Source organism: Ruegeria sp. YTSC106, assembly GCF_059609765.1.
Genome location: NZ_JBXWMI010000009.1, coordinates 18,729 through 34,144, shown reverse-complemented (window position 1 = coordinate 34,144; position 15,416 = coordinate 18,729). Strand labels below are relative to the sequence as shown.

Here is a 15,416-nt window from a genome sequence, read left to right as displayed (position 1 = left end):
TCCCATCTCGCGCTGCTTCAGAAATCCACGCCACGCTGGGCTTTGATACCGGCCTGGAACGGATGTTTTTCCTCGGTCATTTCAGTAACCAGGTCGGCATAGTCACGCAGCGCTTGCGGTGCATCACGTCCGGTCAGGAATACGCTGGTCTTGTCCGAGCGCGCGTTCAAACCCTCGATGACCTGTTCGACCGTCAGGTATTCGTAACGCAAGGCGATGTTGATCTCGTCCAGTACAACCAGATCGTATTCGCCACTGGACATCAGGGCACATGCCTTGTCGAAGGCTGCATTGGCAGCAGCTATGTCACGCTCACGATCCTGCGTGTCCCAGGTAAAACCTTCGCCCATCGTATGCCATGTCACCAGATCGCGCTCTTCGAAGAAACGGCGCTCGCCGGTTTTCCACTTGCCCTTGATGAACTGCACCACACCAACCTTCTGGCCCCAGCCCAAGGCGCGAATGACCACGCCGAACGCGGCCGAGGACTTGCCTTTGCCTTTGCCGGTATTGATCAGGACCAGACCACGGCTTGGATCCACAGCCTCGGACACTTTCTTGCGGTGCTGGGCCTGCACCTTCTGCATCTTTTCCTTGTGATCCTGCGCGTTGCTCATTTGGGAACCTCTTTGACTGTTCGGCCCAACCTAGGGGAAGATTACAAAAGGTAAAGTCACGCTTTGGGGTCAGTAACCGACCGGGCCTTGCCACGCTCCAGCCCCAACTGGTGTTCGCGCCAGATGACAACAACATTGCCTGCGATCACCAGTGCGGCCCCGATCAAGATTGCAAGCGTTGGCAGTTCGTCGAACCAGACATAGCCGATCACAATCGCAAAAAGCATGGTTGCATAGTCATAAGGTGCCAGCATCGAGGCTTGACCAAACCGATAGGAGGAAGTGACCAAAATCTGCGCGACGCCGCCGATCAGGCCCATCATGACCATGATCAGAGCCTGATTCCACGTTGGCATTGACCACCCCCAGAGTGCTGTCAGGGCAGACAAAAGCGTCGCGGTCATCGAGAAATAGAACACGATGGCCGCAGGGTGATCGACCTTGACCAATTGCCGGATATGGATTTGAACGAAAGCACGGGCAAGGGTAGCACCCAGCACACATAAGGCGCCGATAGTGGCGGCGACCTCCATCTCGGTTGTGCCGAGGCGCGGCCAAGTCATTATCAGGACCCCCAGCAAACCCAGCACTACTGCACCGATGCGGATAAGCCGAATGCGTTCACCCAGCATCACGGCGGCCAGAATCAGGGTGAAGATCGGCGTCGCATACCCGATTGCAGTGACTTCGGGCAGCGGCAGCAGGCTGAGGCCGGTAAAGGTAAGACCCATGGCGCTGGTCCCCAGAACGCCACGCCAGAAATGGCCCATGGGTTTCTTGACCACGAAACCCTTGGACAATTCCCCACGCGCAATGAGCCAGAGAATGATAACAGGTATCGCGAACAAGGACCGAAAGAACACCAATTGGCCCGGTGGGAACTCATCCGACAGTGCTTTGACCAGCGCGGACATCGATGTGAACAGGAACAAGGCGCCAAGTTTCAGCGTTACTGCAAGCAGAGGTCGATGCGATGTTAAGGGTTTTGTCATCGGCGCGAACCTGCGCCTTTGACAGGCAAAGATCAACGGGTGGGTTCAGCAATTCACCCAAGATTGAGGCAAGGAGCAGCCGATCTCCTCGGCGAAGTCTTCTAGAAAGCGGATCATGCGCGCGGTGCGTTGCTCGGCAATCAGTCGGCCGGTTTCGGTTAGCATGTCACCCGGCAGCCGCAGCAGTTTAACCTTCCAATGGTCGAGCGAGAAATGAAGGTCGTCCAGAGGTCGGTTTTTGGCAAAAGGATCTGCCGGGTCATAAAGAGTGCGCCCCAAAGCACCGGAAACGGAAAAGTTGCGGGCGATGCCGATGGCGCCCAAAGCGTCAAGCCGATCCGCATCGCGCAGAATGCGCGCCTCGATCGTTTCAGGGGGGATATTGGCCGAAAAGCTATGGGCTTCGATCGCGTGCCGGATAGCGCGGACCTGAGCCGTATTAAACCCGATTTCCCCAAGAATAGGCTCTGATTCCATCGCGGACCTGCGCGAGGCAAGATGCCGGTTGGGATCGTCCTTGGGCAGATTTACAAGATCGTGCAGATAACTTGCGGCCAGCAGCACGGACATATCGGCTTGATCATTCGCGATGGCTTGGGCGTTGGTCCAAACACGATCCAGATGGGCCAGATCATGGGCGGGATCAGTTTCCATGCGGTGTGCGACCACAGCACGCAGACGTGCGCGCAGATCAGCCGATCCGTCCACGGTTCTCTCCGATCTGGCCGCGATGCAGCAGAAGGTGGTCGAGGATCACGCAGGCCATCATTGCCTCACCCACTGGAACGGCGCGGATACCGACGCAGGGGTCATGGCGACCTTTGGTGATGATCTTGGTTTCTTCGCCGGATTTGGTGATCGTCTTGCGGGTGGTGAGGATCGATGATGTTGGCTTGACAGCAAACCGCACGACAACGTCCTGCCCGGTCGAGATTCCGCCCAGAATGCCTCCGGCGTGGTTCGAGCTGTATTGCGGGCCATTCTGACCCATGAAGATTTCGTCGGCGTTGGCTTCGCCGGTCAGTTCGGCGGCGGCCATGCCTTCGCCAATCTCGACGCCCTTTACAGCGTTGATGGACATCATCGCGGCGGCTAGATCAGTGTCTAACTTGGCATAAACTGGCGCTCCGATCCCGGCGGGGATACCGCGCGCGACGACCTCGACCACTGCTCCGACCGAGTTGCCGGACTTGCGCAGATCATCCAGATAGGCGGCCCAGTCCTCTGCCGCAGATGCGTCCGGTGTCCAGAACGGATTCTGTTCAATCTGGGACCAGTCAAAGTTGCCGCGATCAATTTTGTGCGGTCCGATCTGGGTCATGTAGCCAGTGATCTGCACGTTTGGAGCGATTTGTCTGATGGCTTCGCGCGCCAGACCACCCGCCGCAACGCGAGACGCCGTTTCACGGGCCGAGCTGCGCCCGCCGCCGCGATAATCCCGGATGCCGTATTTCTGCCAGTAGGTGATATCGGCATGACCCGGGCGGAACTTGTCCATGATATCGCCGTAGTCTTTCGAGCGCTGATCGGTGTTTTCGATCATCAACTGCACAGGCGTGCCGGTGGTTTGCCCTTCGAACACGCCGGACAGGATTTTCACCTGATCGGGTTCGCGCCGCTGGGTGGTGAACTTGTTCTGCCCCGGTTTGCGCTTGTCCAGCCAGTGCTGGATCATGCCCTCGTCGATCGTGACACCCGGCGGGCAGCCATCGACGGTGGCACCCAAAGCGGGTCCATGGCTTTCACCCCAGGTGGTGACACGGAAGAGATGGCCAAAACTGTTCATCGACATGGGGCGTGCTCCTTTGAGCGTCGTGATTAGCGGGCAAGGCCCTTGGCCTCAAGCGGATTTGCGGTTGGGGCGTGTTTACCCCAACCTTACGAGCTTATGCAGCCGCAGCCAGTTGGGCGCGCGTGGCCGTGATTTTCAGCGCAGCTTGTGCGGCTTCGCGGCCTTTATCCACAAAATGCGCGCGGTAGATGGCGTTGTGGTGATCAGTTTCCTGATATTGGTGCGGGGTCAGCGAGACCGACAGGACAGGAACACCGGTATCGAGCCCGGCGCGCATCAACCCATCGACCACCGCTTGCGCGACGAAGTCGTGCCGGTAAATGCCGCCATCCACGACAAATGCGGCGCAGGCAACTGCGGCGTAGCGGCCGGTTTGGGCCAGATCGCGGGCCATCAGCGGCATCTCGAACGCGCCGGGAACGTCGAAAACATCGACCTGATCGGCCGGGATCAGTTCAAGAAATCCATCGAGCGCGCGGTCAACGATGTCGGAATGCCAGTTTGCTTTGACAAAAGCATAGCGGGTGTGTGTCATAATGATCTCCTTTCAGTTTGGTGGCCTGCTGGCGGTCGCGAAAACCTTCGCTGCCAGCCCGGCATGACACGTCACCCAAGGCGATCACGAGCAGGCGCGCCGCATCACCGGCGCACTGCACGTTCTCTTCCATCCGGACTTTAACCGTCGGCTCTGGCCTCTCACCAGATCTGCTGACACTCTTTCGTGGTTCCACACTTTGTCCGAAAACCGGTTCCCACTTTTCGGATCGTGGACACGGCAGAGCCGCTCGCGGGCTTGCGGGTCATGGCCCGCATACCGCCGGTGGGGAATTCCGCCCCGCCCTGAGAACAAGGCGGACCTTGCCAAGAACCGACCCCATCTGCAAGAGATTTGGCAGGAGGTCGTTCATGCACCCAAATCCAGCCTACCGCGCCGAAGACAAAGCGCGTCATATCGAATTCGCCCGCGACCGGGCATTCGGCGTTCTGGCGATTTCTGGCGACGGCGCGCCATTGATCAGCCACGTGCCGTTTCTGCTGTCGGAAGACGGTGCGGTGGCCGATCTTCATTTGGTACGGTCAAACCCGATCGTTCGTGTGCTGCGGGGGCCGAAAGAGGTCAGGATCGCGGTGCAGGGGCCTGATGGGTATATCTCGCCCGACTGGTACGGTGTCGCAGATCAGGTTCCGACATGGAACTATGTTGCCGTGCACCTGACCGGAACGCTTGAGCTGCGCCCGCAGGACGAGCTGCGCGAATTGCTGGACCGACAATCTGCATTCTATGAAAATCGACTTCTGCCCAAAGCGCCATGGGTCACTGGGAAAATGTCTGATGACGCGTTGGCCAGAATGATGCGAATGATCGTACCATGCCGGGTGCAGGTAGAGGATATCCAGGGCACCTGGAAACTGGGCCAGAACAAGCCGGACGATGTAAGGATCGCTGCCGCCGATCAAGTGGCCAGCGGGTTTGGCAATGAAACCGGTCAGCTGGCCGCCTTGATGCACAAGGCGTAACCAGCACCGGGAAACAGGATTACTCGGAACTGAATGTTGCCAGATAAGCGGCGATATCTTCTGCACCCTTCTTCAGTTTGACGCTCATGTTAGGGCGGGCGGTGTCGTCATCCAGATACTCTTTGATGAAACCGATGGGGTCTTTGGAATAGGCGGCGATGTTATCTTCGGTCCAGATCAGACCTTCTTCGCCAGCACGGATCATATCGTCAGTGAACATGCCGATGGGCAGGCGTTCGCTGCCATAACGATAGTCATTTTCTGATCCGGCGACGCGTCCGACGACGCCGTAGAGATTCGGGCCGGTGATTCCGCCTTTGACCAGGACTTCACCGTCCTTGATGATCGCATGACACGAGGAGCAACGGTTATACATTGCTTCACCTTTCACCGGATCGCCTGCGGCAATGGTTTGCGTGGCCAAAGCCAATGTGAACATCGCAGCGGCTGGGGTGACTTTTGACATAGGGGGTCTCCTTGCAGGAGTTCGCGCGTTTTTTGCGCTGTCCGGCATTCGCGCAAAAAGTGCAACGGTGTATTTGCGCTCAATTTACAATTTAAATCATCTATTTGGCGAATATGATTTCCCTGAAAACAATCTGCGTTTGGCGTTGCTGATTGTCGAGAATGCACGCGCGAATAAGACGCTGCCCAGGTGGTCTGAAACCGACTGGATGGGGCCCGCAAAGCAGAGTTCTGAGCTCGAATCAGCAACCGCTGATTCGAAGCCGGAGGCAAAGTTGCGGGCAAGATTCACCAAAAAAAGCCCTTCGGCAGGTGCATGAAGCGACACATGCGGCGTATTGCGCGTTTATGAACGCTGGACGAACACTATTCTCCCCGATAGTAAGCGCGGTTAAGACGCCGCATTCATGCGGTGCGCGAGCTATTTGCCCGTCCGCGGGCGCCAGACAATCGGAGATAACCTCGTGTCCCACGCAGAAGACCACGAAGGCACCCGCAGAGATTTTCTGTATTACGTCGCAGGCGGCGCAGGTGTCGTTGCAACGGGTGCAGCTGTATGGCCCCTGATCAACCAAATGAACCCATCGGCAGACGTTCAGGCGCTGTCCTCGATCCGTGTGGATGTGAGCGGCGTCGAGCCGGGCACACAGCTGACGGTAAAATGGCTGGGCAAACCCGTTTTCGTCCGTCACCGCACCGGTGCCGAGATTCAGGAAGCCCAGGATCAGGACGCCGAAGGCGTTGATGCGCTGCCAGATCCGCTGGCGCGTAACTTCAACCTAAGCGCTGATGCGCCCGCGACTGACGCAAACCGCGTCATGCCGTCTCCGGAAGGCGAAGCGCCGGGTGCTTGGATCGTTCAGATGGGCGTATGTACGCACCTTGGCTGTGTACCTCTGGGAGACGCCGGTGACTTTGGCGGCTGGTTCTGCCCCTGCCACGGCTCGCACTACGACCTCGCCGGTCGTATCCGTAAAGGCCCCGCGCCTGAGAACCTGCCTGTCCCGCCCGCAGAATGGGTGGACAACAGCACAATCAAACTCGGCTAAGGGAGACCCAAACTTATGTCCGGAATTCCCCACGATCATTACGAGCCGAAGACAAACGGCGAGAAATGGCTGAACAGCCGTCTGCCGATTGTCGGCCTGCTGTATGACACACTCATGATTCCAACCCCCAAGAACCTGAACTGGTGGTGGATCTGGGGCATCGTTCTGGCGTTCTGTCTGGCGCTGCAAATCGTCACCGGCATCGTACTGGTGATGCACTATACCCCGCATGTTGATCTGGCCTTCGCCAGCATCGAACACATCATGCGTAACGTGAATGGTGGTCACTTTATCCGCTATGTGCACATGAACGGCGCGTCGCTGTTCTTTGTTGCGGTTTACATCCACATATTCCGCGGCCTGTTCTACGGCTCGTATAAAGCCCCGCGCGAAATCACATGGATCATCGGTATGCTGATCTATCTGATGATGATGGGCACCGCCTTCATGGGCTACGTTCTGCCCTGGGGCCAGATGTCCTTCTGGGGTGCGACCGTGATCACCGGCCTGTTTGGTGCGATCCCGTTTGTTGGTGACGCGCTGCAAACCTGGCTGCTGGGCGGACCCGCCGTGGATAACGCGACGCTGAACCGCTTCTTCTCGTTGCACTACCTGCTGCCGTTCATCATCGCGGCACTGGTTGTCGTGCATATCTGGGCCTTCCACACCACTGGCAACAACAACCCGACAGGTGTTGAAGTGCGTCGTGGTTCCAAGGACGAGGCGAAGAAAGACACGCTGCCGTTCTGGCCGTATTTCGTGATCAAGGACCTGTTCGCGTTGGCCGTGATCCTGGTCGTGTTCTGGGCCATTGTCGGCTTCATGCCGAACTATCTGGGCCACCCGGACAACTATATTGAGGCCAACCCGCTGGTCACACCTGCACACATCGTTCCTGAATGGTACTTCTTGCCGTTCTACGCGATCCTGCGCGCCTTCACCGGTGAGGTCTGGGTCGTTCAGTTTGCCAGCTTCATCACCGGCGGCATCATCGACGCCAAGTTCTTTGGTGTGCTGGCGATGTTCGGTGCGATCCTGGCCATGGCACTGGCGCCTTGGCTGGACACGTCGAGCGTGCGTTCGGGCAAGTACCGTCCGATGTTCAAATGGTGGTTCTACCTGCTGATCATCGACTTCTTCGCCCTGATGTGGCTGGGTGCGATGCCCGCCGAGGAGCCCTATGCGACTTTCTCGCTGATCGCCTCCGCCTACTGGTTCGCCTATTTCTTCGTGATCCTGCCGATCCTTGGTGTGATCGAGAAGCCTCTGGCACAGCCCGAGACGATCGAAGAAGACTTCAACGCGCATTATGGCAAGGCTGACGCCGAAGCCACGCCGGCCGAGTAAGAAGAGGGACCGGAAACATGTTCAAGAAACTTGCAATCGGCGCCGCGTTTGCCTTGGCCCTGACCCCTGCTGCATCCATTGCAGCAGGTGGGGGTGAGCAGCATATCGAAGACTTCGACTTCTCGTTCGAAGGCCCGTTCGGTACATGGGATCAGCATCAGCTGCAGCGCGGCCTGCAGATCTATACCGAGGTTTGCGCAGCCTGCCATGGCCTGCAATATGTACCTCTGCGCGATCTGACAGCGCTGGGCTATTCGGAAGAAGAAGTTATCGCTTATGCGGCGGACAACTTCGAAGTGTTCGATCCTGAGCTGGACGATTTCCGCCCGGCCATCCCGACCGACCACTTCCCGGCCAATAACGGTGTTGGCGCGCCGGACCTGAGCCTGATGGCCAAGGCCCGCGCGGGCTTCCACGGGCCTTACGGTCTGGGTATCAACCAATTGGTCAAGGGCATGGGCGGTGCCGAATACATCGCCTCTCTGCTGGACGGCTACACCGGTGAAGAAAAAGAAGAAGCAGGTACCATCCTGTACGAAAACAAAGCCTTCCCTGGAGGTTGGATTTCGATGGCACCGCCGCTGTCGGACGAACAGGTCGAGTTTGCTGATGGGCACTCGAATTCAGTCGAACATATGTCGGAAGACGTTTCAGCCTTCCTGATGTGGGCGGCCGAACCGAAGATGATGGAGCGCAAGAACGCTGGCTTTGTCGGCGTGATCTTCCTGACCGTTCTGTCGGTGCTGCTCTATCTGGTCAACAAGCGCCTCTGGGCTCCACATAAGGGCAAGCTTCGTAAAGAAGATTGACCTTTCTCAAGATGCAGAAATTGAAACCCCCGCGCCATCAGGCTGCGGGGGTTTTTGTTTCTAGAACGAGTAAAAAGGTCCGAACCCCTTCTTGGCCTTTGAGCGGTTCTTCCTCGAGGTATTTTTCCGGATGAGGGGGGATCAGGCCGTGAGTTGGGACATGGTCTGCCCCGTGATCGCAGTGCGCACAATCTGCCCTTCGGGTTGCGCGGTTGCGAATGTCACCTCGGTGAATTGCTCGGTCCGGCCCATATGAGGGTTCTCCATCAGGATGTGATGGGTCTTGCCGATTTGCTTCGACAGGTGTGTTGCGACCTGAGCGTCCCCCGCCGCACGCAAGCGGGCAGCGCGATCCTTGATGACTGTTCCATTCACCTGCTGCGGTATGCGCGCTGCCGGGGTGCCTTCTCGCTTGGAATAGGGGAAGACATGCAGCCAGGTCAGATCGCAATCGGTGATCAGTTTCAGCGAGTTTTGGAAATGCGCTTCCGTCTCGGTCGGGAAGCCTGCAATGATATCCGCACCGAAGGTCATAGCGGGGCGCAGTTTCCGTGCGTCCTCGGTAAAGCGGATTGCATCGTCGCGCAGGTGGCGGCGTTTCATGCGCTTCAGAATCAGATCGTCGCCATGCTGAAGCGACAAGTGCAGGTGCGGCATCAGACGCGGCTCGGTCGCGATCGCCTGCATCAGATTTTCATCGACCTCGATCGAGTCGATCGAACTGATCCGTAGGCGTGGCAAATCTGGCACCAGCTTGAGAATCCGCATCACCAGATCGCCCAGTTTGGGCTGCGCGGGCAGGTCGGCGCCCCAGGAAGTCAGGTCGACCCCGGTCAGCACGACTTCGTTATAGCCGCGATCCACCAGCCGCTTGATCTGGTCCACCACCACGCCTGCGGGGACGCTGCGCGAGTTGCCCCGGCCGTAGGGAATGATGCAGAAGGTGCAGCGATGGTCGCAGCCGTTCTGGACCTGCACGTAGGCGCGCGAACGTGTACCAAACCCGTCGATCAGGTGTCCGGCCGTTTCCGTGACAGACATGATGTCATCGACCTGCACCGCCTCGGTCTCACCAATAAAATCGGCCGCCATGCCTTTCCAGGTCTCAGGCTGCATCTTTTCAGTGTTACCGATGACCGCATCGACCTCGTCCATCCGTGCAAAGGTTTCGGGCTCGGTCTGAGCGGCGCAACCAGTGACGATCAGGCGAGCATTCGGATTCTCGCGCCGTAGCTTGCGGATTTCCTGCCGGGCCTTGCGCACCGCCTCAGCCGTCACCGCGCATGTGTTCACCACCACAGCGTCTGTCAGACCTGCCTGTTGCGACAGCTCTTTCATTGCCTCGGTTTCATAGGCGTTCAGGCGGCAGCCCAATGTGGTGAACTTGGGCGAGTTCATCCCAGTGACCTCAGAAATTCAGGCGTCAGAGTGCCAGAAAAGACGTGGCACGTTGGGCCGGTCATCCAGACACCGTCGTCGCGCCAGTCGATCCAAAGCGTGCCGCCATCCAGATCAATCTGCACCTTGCGCCCGGTTAGCCCGCGACGCGCGGCAGCAACGGCAGTTGCACAGGAAGACGACCCGGAGGCCAGGGTGATGCCAACTCCGCGTTCCCATACACGCATACGGATGTGATCCGGGCCGATGACTTGTGCCACCTGCACATTCGTCCGTTCCGGGTAAAGCGGGTGGTATTCATAACGTGCACCGAACTCCGCCAACGGGATCGCTTCGGCGTTCTCAACGAAGAAAGTGCAATGCGGGTTGCCCATTCCTGTTGCCGTTGGGGCGCCTTCGATTGGCAATTCCAGCGTGTCCATCTCTTCTGCCAGCGGAACTTCGCGCCAGTCCAACTGCGGGTGACCCATGTTGACCGAGGTGCGCCCATCGCCAGCATCCCGCGCATGAAGTGTTCCGCGTTCGGTGGTGAGCGTCAGCGCAGAGCGACCCGTCTCATTCATAAGCAATCGCGCAATACAGCGGGTGGCGTTGCCACAGGCAGCAGAGGTTGATCCATCGGAGTTGTAGAACACCAGATGCGCGTCAGCTTCACCATTTTCAATAACGGCCAACTGATCGAAACCCACACCAAATTGCCGATGCCCGATTCCTTTGGCCAGCGCCGGCGTGATCGGGGCATCGTGCGCGCGTGCGTCAACGATGACAAAGTCATTGCCCAGCCCGTGCATTTTCATGAAGGGCAAACCGGTGTCGAGTTTCTGTTGCATGGCGGGCATATATCGTTGGTCGGAACATGAATCCACCCTGTCTTGAAGTTTCCTTAAAAAAGGGGTTGACCCTCTTGCGCCACCTGCCTAATTAGGCCGCCTATCGGGTCGCCGGAAACACTTGATGTAACGGCGAAACGAGGCGCAAAATAAGGGCTTGAACCTAGTTGGGGAATTGCCGTAAAGAGCGCCACGGATCATCAAGATCCGGCAAAAGAGTGGGCCGTTAGCTCAGTTGGTAGAGCAACTGACTTTTAATCAGTGGGTCGCAGGTTCGAATCCTGCACGGCTCACCACTTTTTTCAGATAGAAACCAATTTGTTAGCTATCCTTGCGCCAACATGGCGGCTAGTTTAGCTGGTTACCTGGATACTTTTGGGGGACAAAACCCTAAGGCAAATGCGTCAATGAGTATGCTGTTTGCTTCGACCAGTACACTTGCGGCTATGAGGGCTTCACGTGTAAATCCAATTTGTCTGATCTAGTTACCGAGTACGATGACTTGGTCTACGACTATAATAACCTAATGAGCTCGTATAACGCGCTTCGCTATGAAGCTGAGGAACTAGTTTAAAACTACCAGCGACTATTCTCAGAATACGAAAGTGTGGTTTCAGAGAGAGACAATATCGTGTCGTGCGTTGAATCCGCCTCTTCGATTTCGGAAGCTCGATACTGCTTTTAGTTGAGGTTTTTTTTATTGAAGCCTCAACTTCGAACGGGAATTAGCGACGCTGTTCGTTCCAGCGGTATTCGACGATTTCGGTATCCAAGAACATGCGGAAATTGTCATCGGATACCATTGTCAATCTGATTGCATTTGAAGCGTCGGACCATACTGCAATGCCCTCTAAGTTGCCGTGGGTGCGTATCTTGGTCTGTAGAAGAATGTCGGTTTCGACAATTCCGTCTTCCACGAATGCGAAGCGCCTCACCCTATTTGAAAAACCAATCTCCCAAACAAATCGTCGTTCCAGCAAATACAAATGACCATCAGGTCCAGTGTCAGCTCCCACCGGCACGTAAGAACCACTTTTCCGAATCTCGCCTGATACAGACTATTCACCTTTCTCTAGGCGAAATACAGGAAAGGAATTTTCCGGCCATGTCTCTGGTATCGCAATGACCCGGCCCTGTGGGTCAAGTGACAGCGCTTCTAGTCCCTGATTGTAAGGCAACGACCTGAACGCTTGGGTTTCGGTCTCGTAGTCGATATGGTTTGCCGTGTATTCGCCGCGGTTGAAGTACTCAACGTCGTGGTAGTTTTCAGTGCTGACCCAAAGCCTACCAGGCTTCTGCAACGCGAGCGCTTCCGGGTCACTATTTACTTCATCATGGTAATTCATCGAGCCCGGAGTTCTGGGGCGAACAATCTCCATGTTTTGAATGCCGACAATTGAGTCACCTTGCCTTCGTACTTTGGTAGAAAACCAGCATCGGCCTGTCTGACACGGCAATCAGCTTTGTTCCGTCTTCACTTATTTCCAAACCAGATAGGCCGCCAAATCTCTCTTCTCCCGGCCATCTCCAACTTAGCTCACTCAACAACTCCAATTGCGAAGCAGCACCGTCATTTAAGTGAGCAATATATGCTCTCAGGGAAGCTAGGCTGGCCAAAACAGAGCAAATCACAAGAAAAAGCGAAGTACGTTTCAAAGGAATTTTCCGAACAAGTCACATTTCTCGCATGACAATGACGAAACGAACAATAACGTCGCAACAGAATCCTGCAATCGTTCGCGCCAGAAGTGGTAACCACTGATTGAGCATACTCGGCCCAAGTCTGAACCTACTATCACGATACCAGAGGATGCGCTCAAATTTGAATAATCCCCAAGAAAAAATACACCGAGCGCAATCGGCGCAGGGCCAAGCCCGATAACGGTCAAGTTGCATTGGTGGTCTTCCCTTGAACGGCAGATAGCCGACTTACATTCACGGCGCTATACAGCTGGATCACAGGACCACTGGGCAGCAATGCGTGATTGGTTAGTTCAGAATGACGTCCCTGCTCCAAGAAATCTTCCTGGATGGTCGGAACATTTATAGAGGCTGGCTGAGGGGGTCGAGGCCAGCCTCTATCTTCGTCACGAGGGGGTAAGTTGTTATTCTGATCCCACACTACTCAATATGAGCGAAGCCCGAAATTGGGGGATTCCCGTAACGGCGCTGTTTCGGTCAAAAAGGTTCGTTTCCGGAGGGTAAACAGTCAGTTGCCGAACGAGCTATGGACACAACTTTGCCACAATGCGATCCTCTTGACGTGGGTGGCATGCTTTTATTTTAGCACTTTCTGGTTTTTCTGACTGGATTTGAGGGGGTTACCTAGCACGGTGTGCCACCCCACGAGTTTTTCGTCAAACAGACCGAAGCAAAAACCGCGTTTCTCGAATGTCATTGCGCTTTCGTAATCTTCATCGAACGGTCGCAATCAGAACACTTCGCTCCCATATCACTTATATGCGGCGCGTCATGATGGGGTTTAGCGATTTCAATGAGGGGGTACGAGTTCGGCGCGTCGCAACCCCGACATGTTTTTCTGGCAAAAAACACCGGCTGTCTTGATATCAGAGTGACTGAATAAGAACGCGGGTACAGAGCACCAATGAATATCGATGAACCTAAACTAGTAATGTCAGACAAGTGCAAGTCCGTGCTTGTTGATGGGTATCGGTTTGAAATCGAAATCTACCGCCTGGACAACCAGAACAAGTAGACGTTGGAAGCGGTGGACTGCAAAGATGCCAGCTATGTCTGGGACGACAAGTTTGTTTCGGATCAGGAAGCCTTGGGTACTGCAATTGAGATTCTGAACATTGAAGGCGCTTTGGGCTTCATGGGTTAAGGACACGAAGCCTTAGGGCAATTCCTTTCGGAGGATCTCTACATGTCGACTATCATGCGTTCGAGTTGGCGTGAAATACGCACGTGTTCAGTACGGCCTTCCTCATCTCCTGAGCTTCTCTGGTGCGCATTCCGTGCTTGTAGGCGGGGTTGACTGACCCAGAACCATGCCTGCCGCCTGCGACATGCATACGGCAAACCGACCAACCCCTTACAGCAGGATTTTTGCATTGAACGCCACTACGTTTGGACGTCGCCGTGCATCGGGGTGCTGCATGTGCTCTTTGCATGGGGTTGGCGAATCCAAATTGAGCGGCTGCGACGACGGGGAGTTTAGTAGTAAGCGATCTTTCAGGAAATGATATCGGAGAAACGATACTCGTGTCGGAAAATCACAAAGCGTGAATGTCCAATGGATCGGAGAAGCCCTTGATCTGGCTCCCGCCAAATGTCTCCTGAATATCAACTCCGTCGAGCAGATCCAGGGTCTCTTGATCAACCAAAATCCGGCTTCCGGTGTTCTGGGTTTCCGCTTCCAATCGGGCTGCGAGATTTACTGCGGATCCGATACAGGTATAGGTCGCCCGATTGTCAGTACCGGCATAGCCCGCGACGACTTCGCCTGTGGCGATACCGATCCCGATCCTGAGACCCCGTTCTCCATCCGCGAGCCGGTCATGATTCAGCATCTCTATCATGCTATGCATTTCATGCCCCGCAGCTACAGCACTTTGCGCAGTATTGTTCAGAGGTTGTGGAACACCGAAGAGAGCCATCAACCCGTCACCCAGCATCAGGCTGACAATGCCGCCATTGCTGGTCACCGCCTCGAACATCAACGTGTAGAAGGTGTTGAGTAGATCAATTGTTGCCTCGGGCGCTAAGTTTTCTGAAAGGGCTGTGAAACCGCGAATGTCGCAAAAAAGAACCGATGCGTTTGCACGTTTGCCACCGATGGCAAACCCAGACTCTTGCAGGTCTTGCGCAACCTCGGTGGTTGCGAAGCGTTCGAGAAGGCGTCTTTGTTCGTCCCGCAGTCGCTTTTTTTCAAGGCAGCTGGAGACGCGGGCGCTGAGAAGCGTCTTGTTCACCGGCTTGGGCAAGTAGTCTTCTGCGCCTAACTCGATGCAGCGCACAATATTGTCGAGCCCTTCGACCGAAGAAGTCACAATCACCGGCAATTCGCGCAGGTCGGGGTCCGCATTGATTGCCTCCAGAACCTGAAATCCGTCCATTTCCGGCATTTCGATATCGAGTAGAAGCAGGTCATAAGACTGACTCGACAACATCTCCATCGCAACGAGGCCGTTCTCCGCGACAGAGGCTTTGTGCCCCAACAGTTCAACATTGCGAGACAGGAGTAGCCGATTGACTTTGTTGTCATCAACGATGAGGAGATGGCCGGGTGCATCAGTCATTGTTCAGGGTCCGCAGGGCCACAGCAGCTTTGGCGAAAGCGGCCTCCAGGGCTTTCGCATCTGTAAGGTCACCAGTCGCGGGTATGTCCCCGAGCTCGATTTTTCTGGCCAACTCGGCCAGTGCAGTCGCACCAAAGGTGTTTGCATTCGATTTAATGGAATGAGCCGCGCGGCGATATCCATCAGCATCGGACACGTCGGCAGCCGCTTTCAATTCGGCAATCATGCCGGGGGCTTCGTCGAGAAAGGTGTTTACAAGCTCGGCGGCGAATTCGTCGCCAGTCGCGTCCTTGAGTTCAGCGAAGATATCAAGATTAATTGGGCCGTTTGTCATGGA

At 56.0% G+C, this 15,416-nt stretch carries 15 protein-coding genes, 1 tRNA gene, 1 pseudogene and 1 riboswitch; of the genes and pseudogenes, 6 read left to right on the top strand and 11 right to left on the bottom strand.

Translation table 11 applies throughout. The features are described 5' to 3' along the window. Positions 1-17: 17 nt before the first annotated feature. The 5 genes from cobO to AC2FEB_RS13470 form a co-directional block, all read right to left on the bottom strand. The gene (gene cobO / locus AC2FEB_RS13490) at positions 18-617 is read right to left on the bottom strand and encodes a cob(I)yrinic acid a,c-diamide adenosyltransferase (RefSeq protein WP_117871446.1); all 600 of its coding nucleotides are present in this window, start codon (positions 615-617) and stop codon (positions 18-20) included. Between the two features lie 56 nt (positions 618-673). After that, a complete protein-coding gene (locus AC2FEB_RS13485) occupies positions 674-1,609 on the bottom strand; it encodes a DMT family transporter (RefSeq protein ID WP_496884112.1) in 936 nt (311 codons plus the stop codon). 45 nt (positions 1,610-1,654) lie between these two features. Beyond that, positions 1,655-2,317, bottom strand: coding sequence for an HD domain-containing protein (locus AC2FEB_RS13480; RefSeq protein ID WP_299899996.1), 663 nt, complete (start codon positions 2,315-2,317; stop codon positions 1,655-1,657). After that, on the bottom strand, positions 2,301-3,401 hold the full coding sequence (gene aroC, locus AC2FEB_RS13475; protein ID WP_299899999.1) for a chorismate synthase: 1,101 nt from the start codon (positions 3,399-3,401) through the stop codon (positions 2,301-2,303). Before aroC ends, AC2FEB_RS13480 begins: the two co-directional genes overlap by 17 nt. Before the next feature lie 94 nt (positions 3,402-3,495). Next, positions 3,496-3,936: a 6,7-dimethyl-8-ribityllumazine synthase gene (locus AC2FEB_RS13470; RefSeq protein ID WP_299900002.1), complete on the bottom strand. Its 441-nt coding sequence runs from the start codon at positions 3,934-3,936 to the stop codon at positions 3,496-3,498. Positions 3,937-4,053: 117 nt separating this feature from the next. Further along, positions 4,054-4,253, bottom strand: a riboswitch (FMN riboswitch). A 54-nt stretch (positions 4,254-4,307) separates the two neighbouring features. On the opposite strand from AC2FEB_RS13470, the gene AC2FEB_RS13465 reads away from it, so the two are divergent. Further along, on the top strand, positions 4,308-4,919 hold the full coding sequence (locus tag AC2FEB_RS13465; protein ID WP_496884111.1) for an FMN-binding negative transcriptional regulator: 612 nt from the start codon (positions 4,308-4,310) through the stop codon (positions 4,917-4,919). A gap of 19 nt (positions 4,920-4,938) precedes the next feature. Here AC2FEB_RS13465 and AC2FEB_RS13460 read toward each other — a convergent pair whose 3' ends face one another. After that, a complete protein-coding gene (locus tag AC2FEB_RS13460) occupies positions 4,939-5,385 on the bottom strand; it encodes a c-type cytochrome (RefSeq protein WP_496884110.1) in 447 nt (148 codons plus the stop codon). Here AC2FEB_RS13460 and AC2FEB_RS13455 point away from each other — a divergent pair. The 4 genes from AC2FEB_RS13455 (at position 5,372) to AC2FEB_RS13440 (ending at position 8,589) form a co-directional block, all read left to right on the top strand. After that, a complete protein-coding gene (locus AC2FEB_RS13455) occupies positions 5,372-5,704 on the top strand; it encodes a hypothetical protein (protein WP_496673437.1) in 333 nt (110 codons plus the stop codon). The genes AC2FEB_RS13460 and AC2FEB_RS13455 overlap by 14 nt on opposite strands. A gap of 144 nt (positions 5,705-5,848) precedes the next feature. Then, positions 5,849-6,433 carry a ubiquinol-cytochrome c reductase iron-sulfur subunit gene (petA, locus tag AC2FEB_RS13450; RefSeq protein ID WP_117871462.1) on the top strand — a complete coding sequence of 195 codons (585 nt, stop codon included), beginning with the start codon at positions 5,849-5,851 and terminating at the stop codon, positions 6,431-6,433. Between the two features lie 15 nt (positions 6,434-6,448). Continuing rightward, on the top strand, positions 6,449-7,780 hold the full coding sequence (gene petB, locus AC2FEB_RS13445; protein ID WP_117871464.1) for a cytochrome b: 1,332 nt from the start codon (positions 6,449-6,451) through the stop codon (positions 7,778-7,780). Between the two features lie 17 nt (positions 7,781-7,797). Further along, positions 7,798-8,589, top strand: coding sequence for a cytochrome c1 (locus AC2FEB_RS13440; RefSeq protein WP_496673431.1), 792 nt, complete (start codon positions 7,798-7,800; stop codon positions 8,587-8,589). Between the two features lie 141 nt (positions 8,590-8,730). Here the strand turns inward: AC2FEB_RS13440 and mtaB are convergent, their stop codons facing one another. After that, entirely contained in the window at positions 8,731-9,987 is a 1,257-nt protein-coding gene (mtaB, locus tag AC2FEB_RS13435) for a tRNA (N(6)-L-threonylcarbamoyladenosine(37)-C(2))-methylthiotransferase MtaB (protein ID WP_496673428.1), read from the bottom strand. Further along, positions 9,984-10,826 (bottom strand): diaminopimelate epimerase, encoded by an 843-nt coding sequence (gene dapF / locus AC2FEB_RS13430; protein WP_496673426.1) that lies wholly within the window; start codon positions 10,824-10,826, stop codon positions 9,984-9,986. The genes mtaB and dapF overlap by 4 nt, the downstream gene beginning before the upstream one ends. A gap of 211 nt (positions 10,827-11,037) precedes the next feature. Here dapF and AC2FEB_RS13425 point away from each other — a divergent pair. Beyond that, positions 11,038-11,113 (top strand) — tRNA-Lys (locus AC2FEB_RS13425). 429 nt (positions 11,114-11,542) lie between these two features. Here AC2FEB_RS13425 and AC2FEB_RS13420 read toward each other — a convergent pair. The 3 genes and pseudogenes from AC2FEB_RS13420 to AC2FEB_RS13410 form a co-directional block, all read right to left on the bottom strand. Next, positions 11,543-12,274 (bottom strand): annotated as a pseudogene (locus AC2FEB_RS13420) (esterase-like activity of phytase family protein). A gap of 1,779 nt (positions 12,275-14,053) precedes the next feature. Continuing rightward, positions 14,054-15,079 carry an adenylate/guanylate cyclase domain-containing protein gene (locus tag AC2FEB_RS13415; protein ID WP_117871492.1) on the bottom strand — a complete coding sequence of 342 codons (1,026 nt, stop codon included), beginning with the start codon at positions 15,077-15,079 and terminating at the stop codon, positions 14,054-14,056. Beyond that, complete coding sequence (locus AC2FEB_RS13410) at positions 15,072-15,413, bottom strand: Hpt domain-containing protein (RefSeq protein ID WP_496884109.1); 342 nt, start codon at positions 15,411-15,413, stop codon at positions 15,072-15,074. The genes AC2FEB_RS13415 and AC2FEB_RS13410 overlap by 8 nt, the downstream gene beginning before the upstream one ends. Positions 15,414-15,416: the final 3 nt, after the last annotated feature.

What these genes read in the sequence shown, in the direction of transcription:
- cobO (WP_117871446.1), bottom strand. Translation starts at nt 617, where the DNA reads ATGAGCAACGCGCAGGATCACAAGGAAAAGATGCAGAAGGTGCAGGCC.
- AC2FEB_RS13485 (WP_496884112.1), bottom strand. Translation starts at nt 1,609, where the DNA reads ATGACAAAACCCTTAACATCGCATCGACCTCTGCTTGCAGTAACGCTG.
- aroC (WP_299899999.1), bottom strand. Translation starts at nt 3,401, where the DNA reads ATGTCGATGAACAGTTTTGGCCATCTCTTCCGTGTCACCACCTGGGGT.
- AC2FEB_RS13470 (WP_299900002.1), bottom strand. Translation starts at nt 3,936, where the DNA reads ATGACACACACCCGCTATGCTTTTGTCAAAGCAAACTGGCATTCCGAC.
- AC2FEB_RS13465 (WP_496884111.1), top strand. Translation starts at nt 4,308, where the DNA reads ATGCACCCAAATCCAGCCTACCGCGCCGAAGACAAAGCGCGTCATATC.
- AC2FEB_RS13460 (WP_496884110.1), bottom strand. Translation starts at nt 5,385, where the DNA reads ATGTCAAAAGTCACCCCAGCCGCTGCGATGTTCACATTGGCTTTGGCC.
- petB (WP_117871464.1), top strand. Translation starts at nt 6,449, where the DNA reads ATGTCCGGAATTCCCCACGATCATTACGAGCCGAAGACAAACGGCGAG.
- AC2FEB_RS13440 (WP_496673431.1), top strand. Translation starts at nt 7,798, where the DNA reads ATGTTCAAGAAACTTGCAATCGGCGCCGCGTTTGCCTTGGCCCTGACC.
- mtaB (WP_496673428.1), bottom strand. Translation starts at nt 9,987, where the DNA reads ATGAACTCGCCCAAGTTCACCACATTGGGCTGCCGCCTGAACGCCTAT.
- dapF (WP_496673426.1), bottom strand. Translation starts at nt 10,826, where the DNA reads ATGCCCGCCATGCAACAGAAACTCGACACCGGTTTGCCCTTCATGAAA.
- AC2FEB_RS13415 (WP_117871492.1), bottom strand. Translation starts at nt 15,079, where the DNA reads ATGACTGATGCACCCGGCCATCTCCTCATCGTTGATGACAACAAAGTC.
- AC2FEB_RS13410 (WP_496884109.1), bottom strand. Translation starts at nt 15,413, where the DNA reads ATGACAAACGGCCCAATTAATCTTGATATCTTCGCTGAACTCAAGGAC.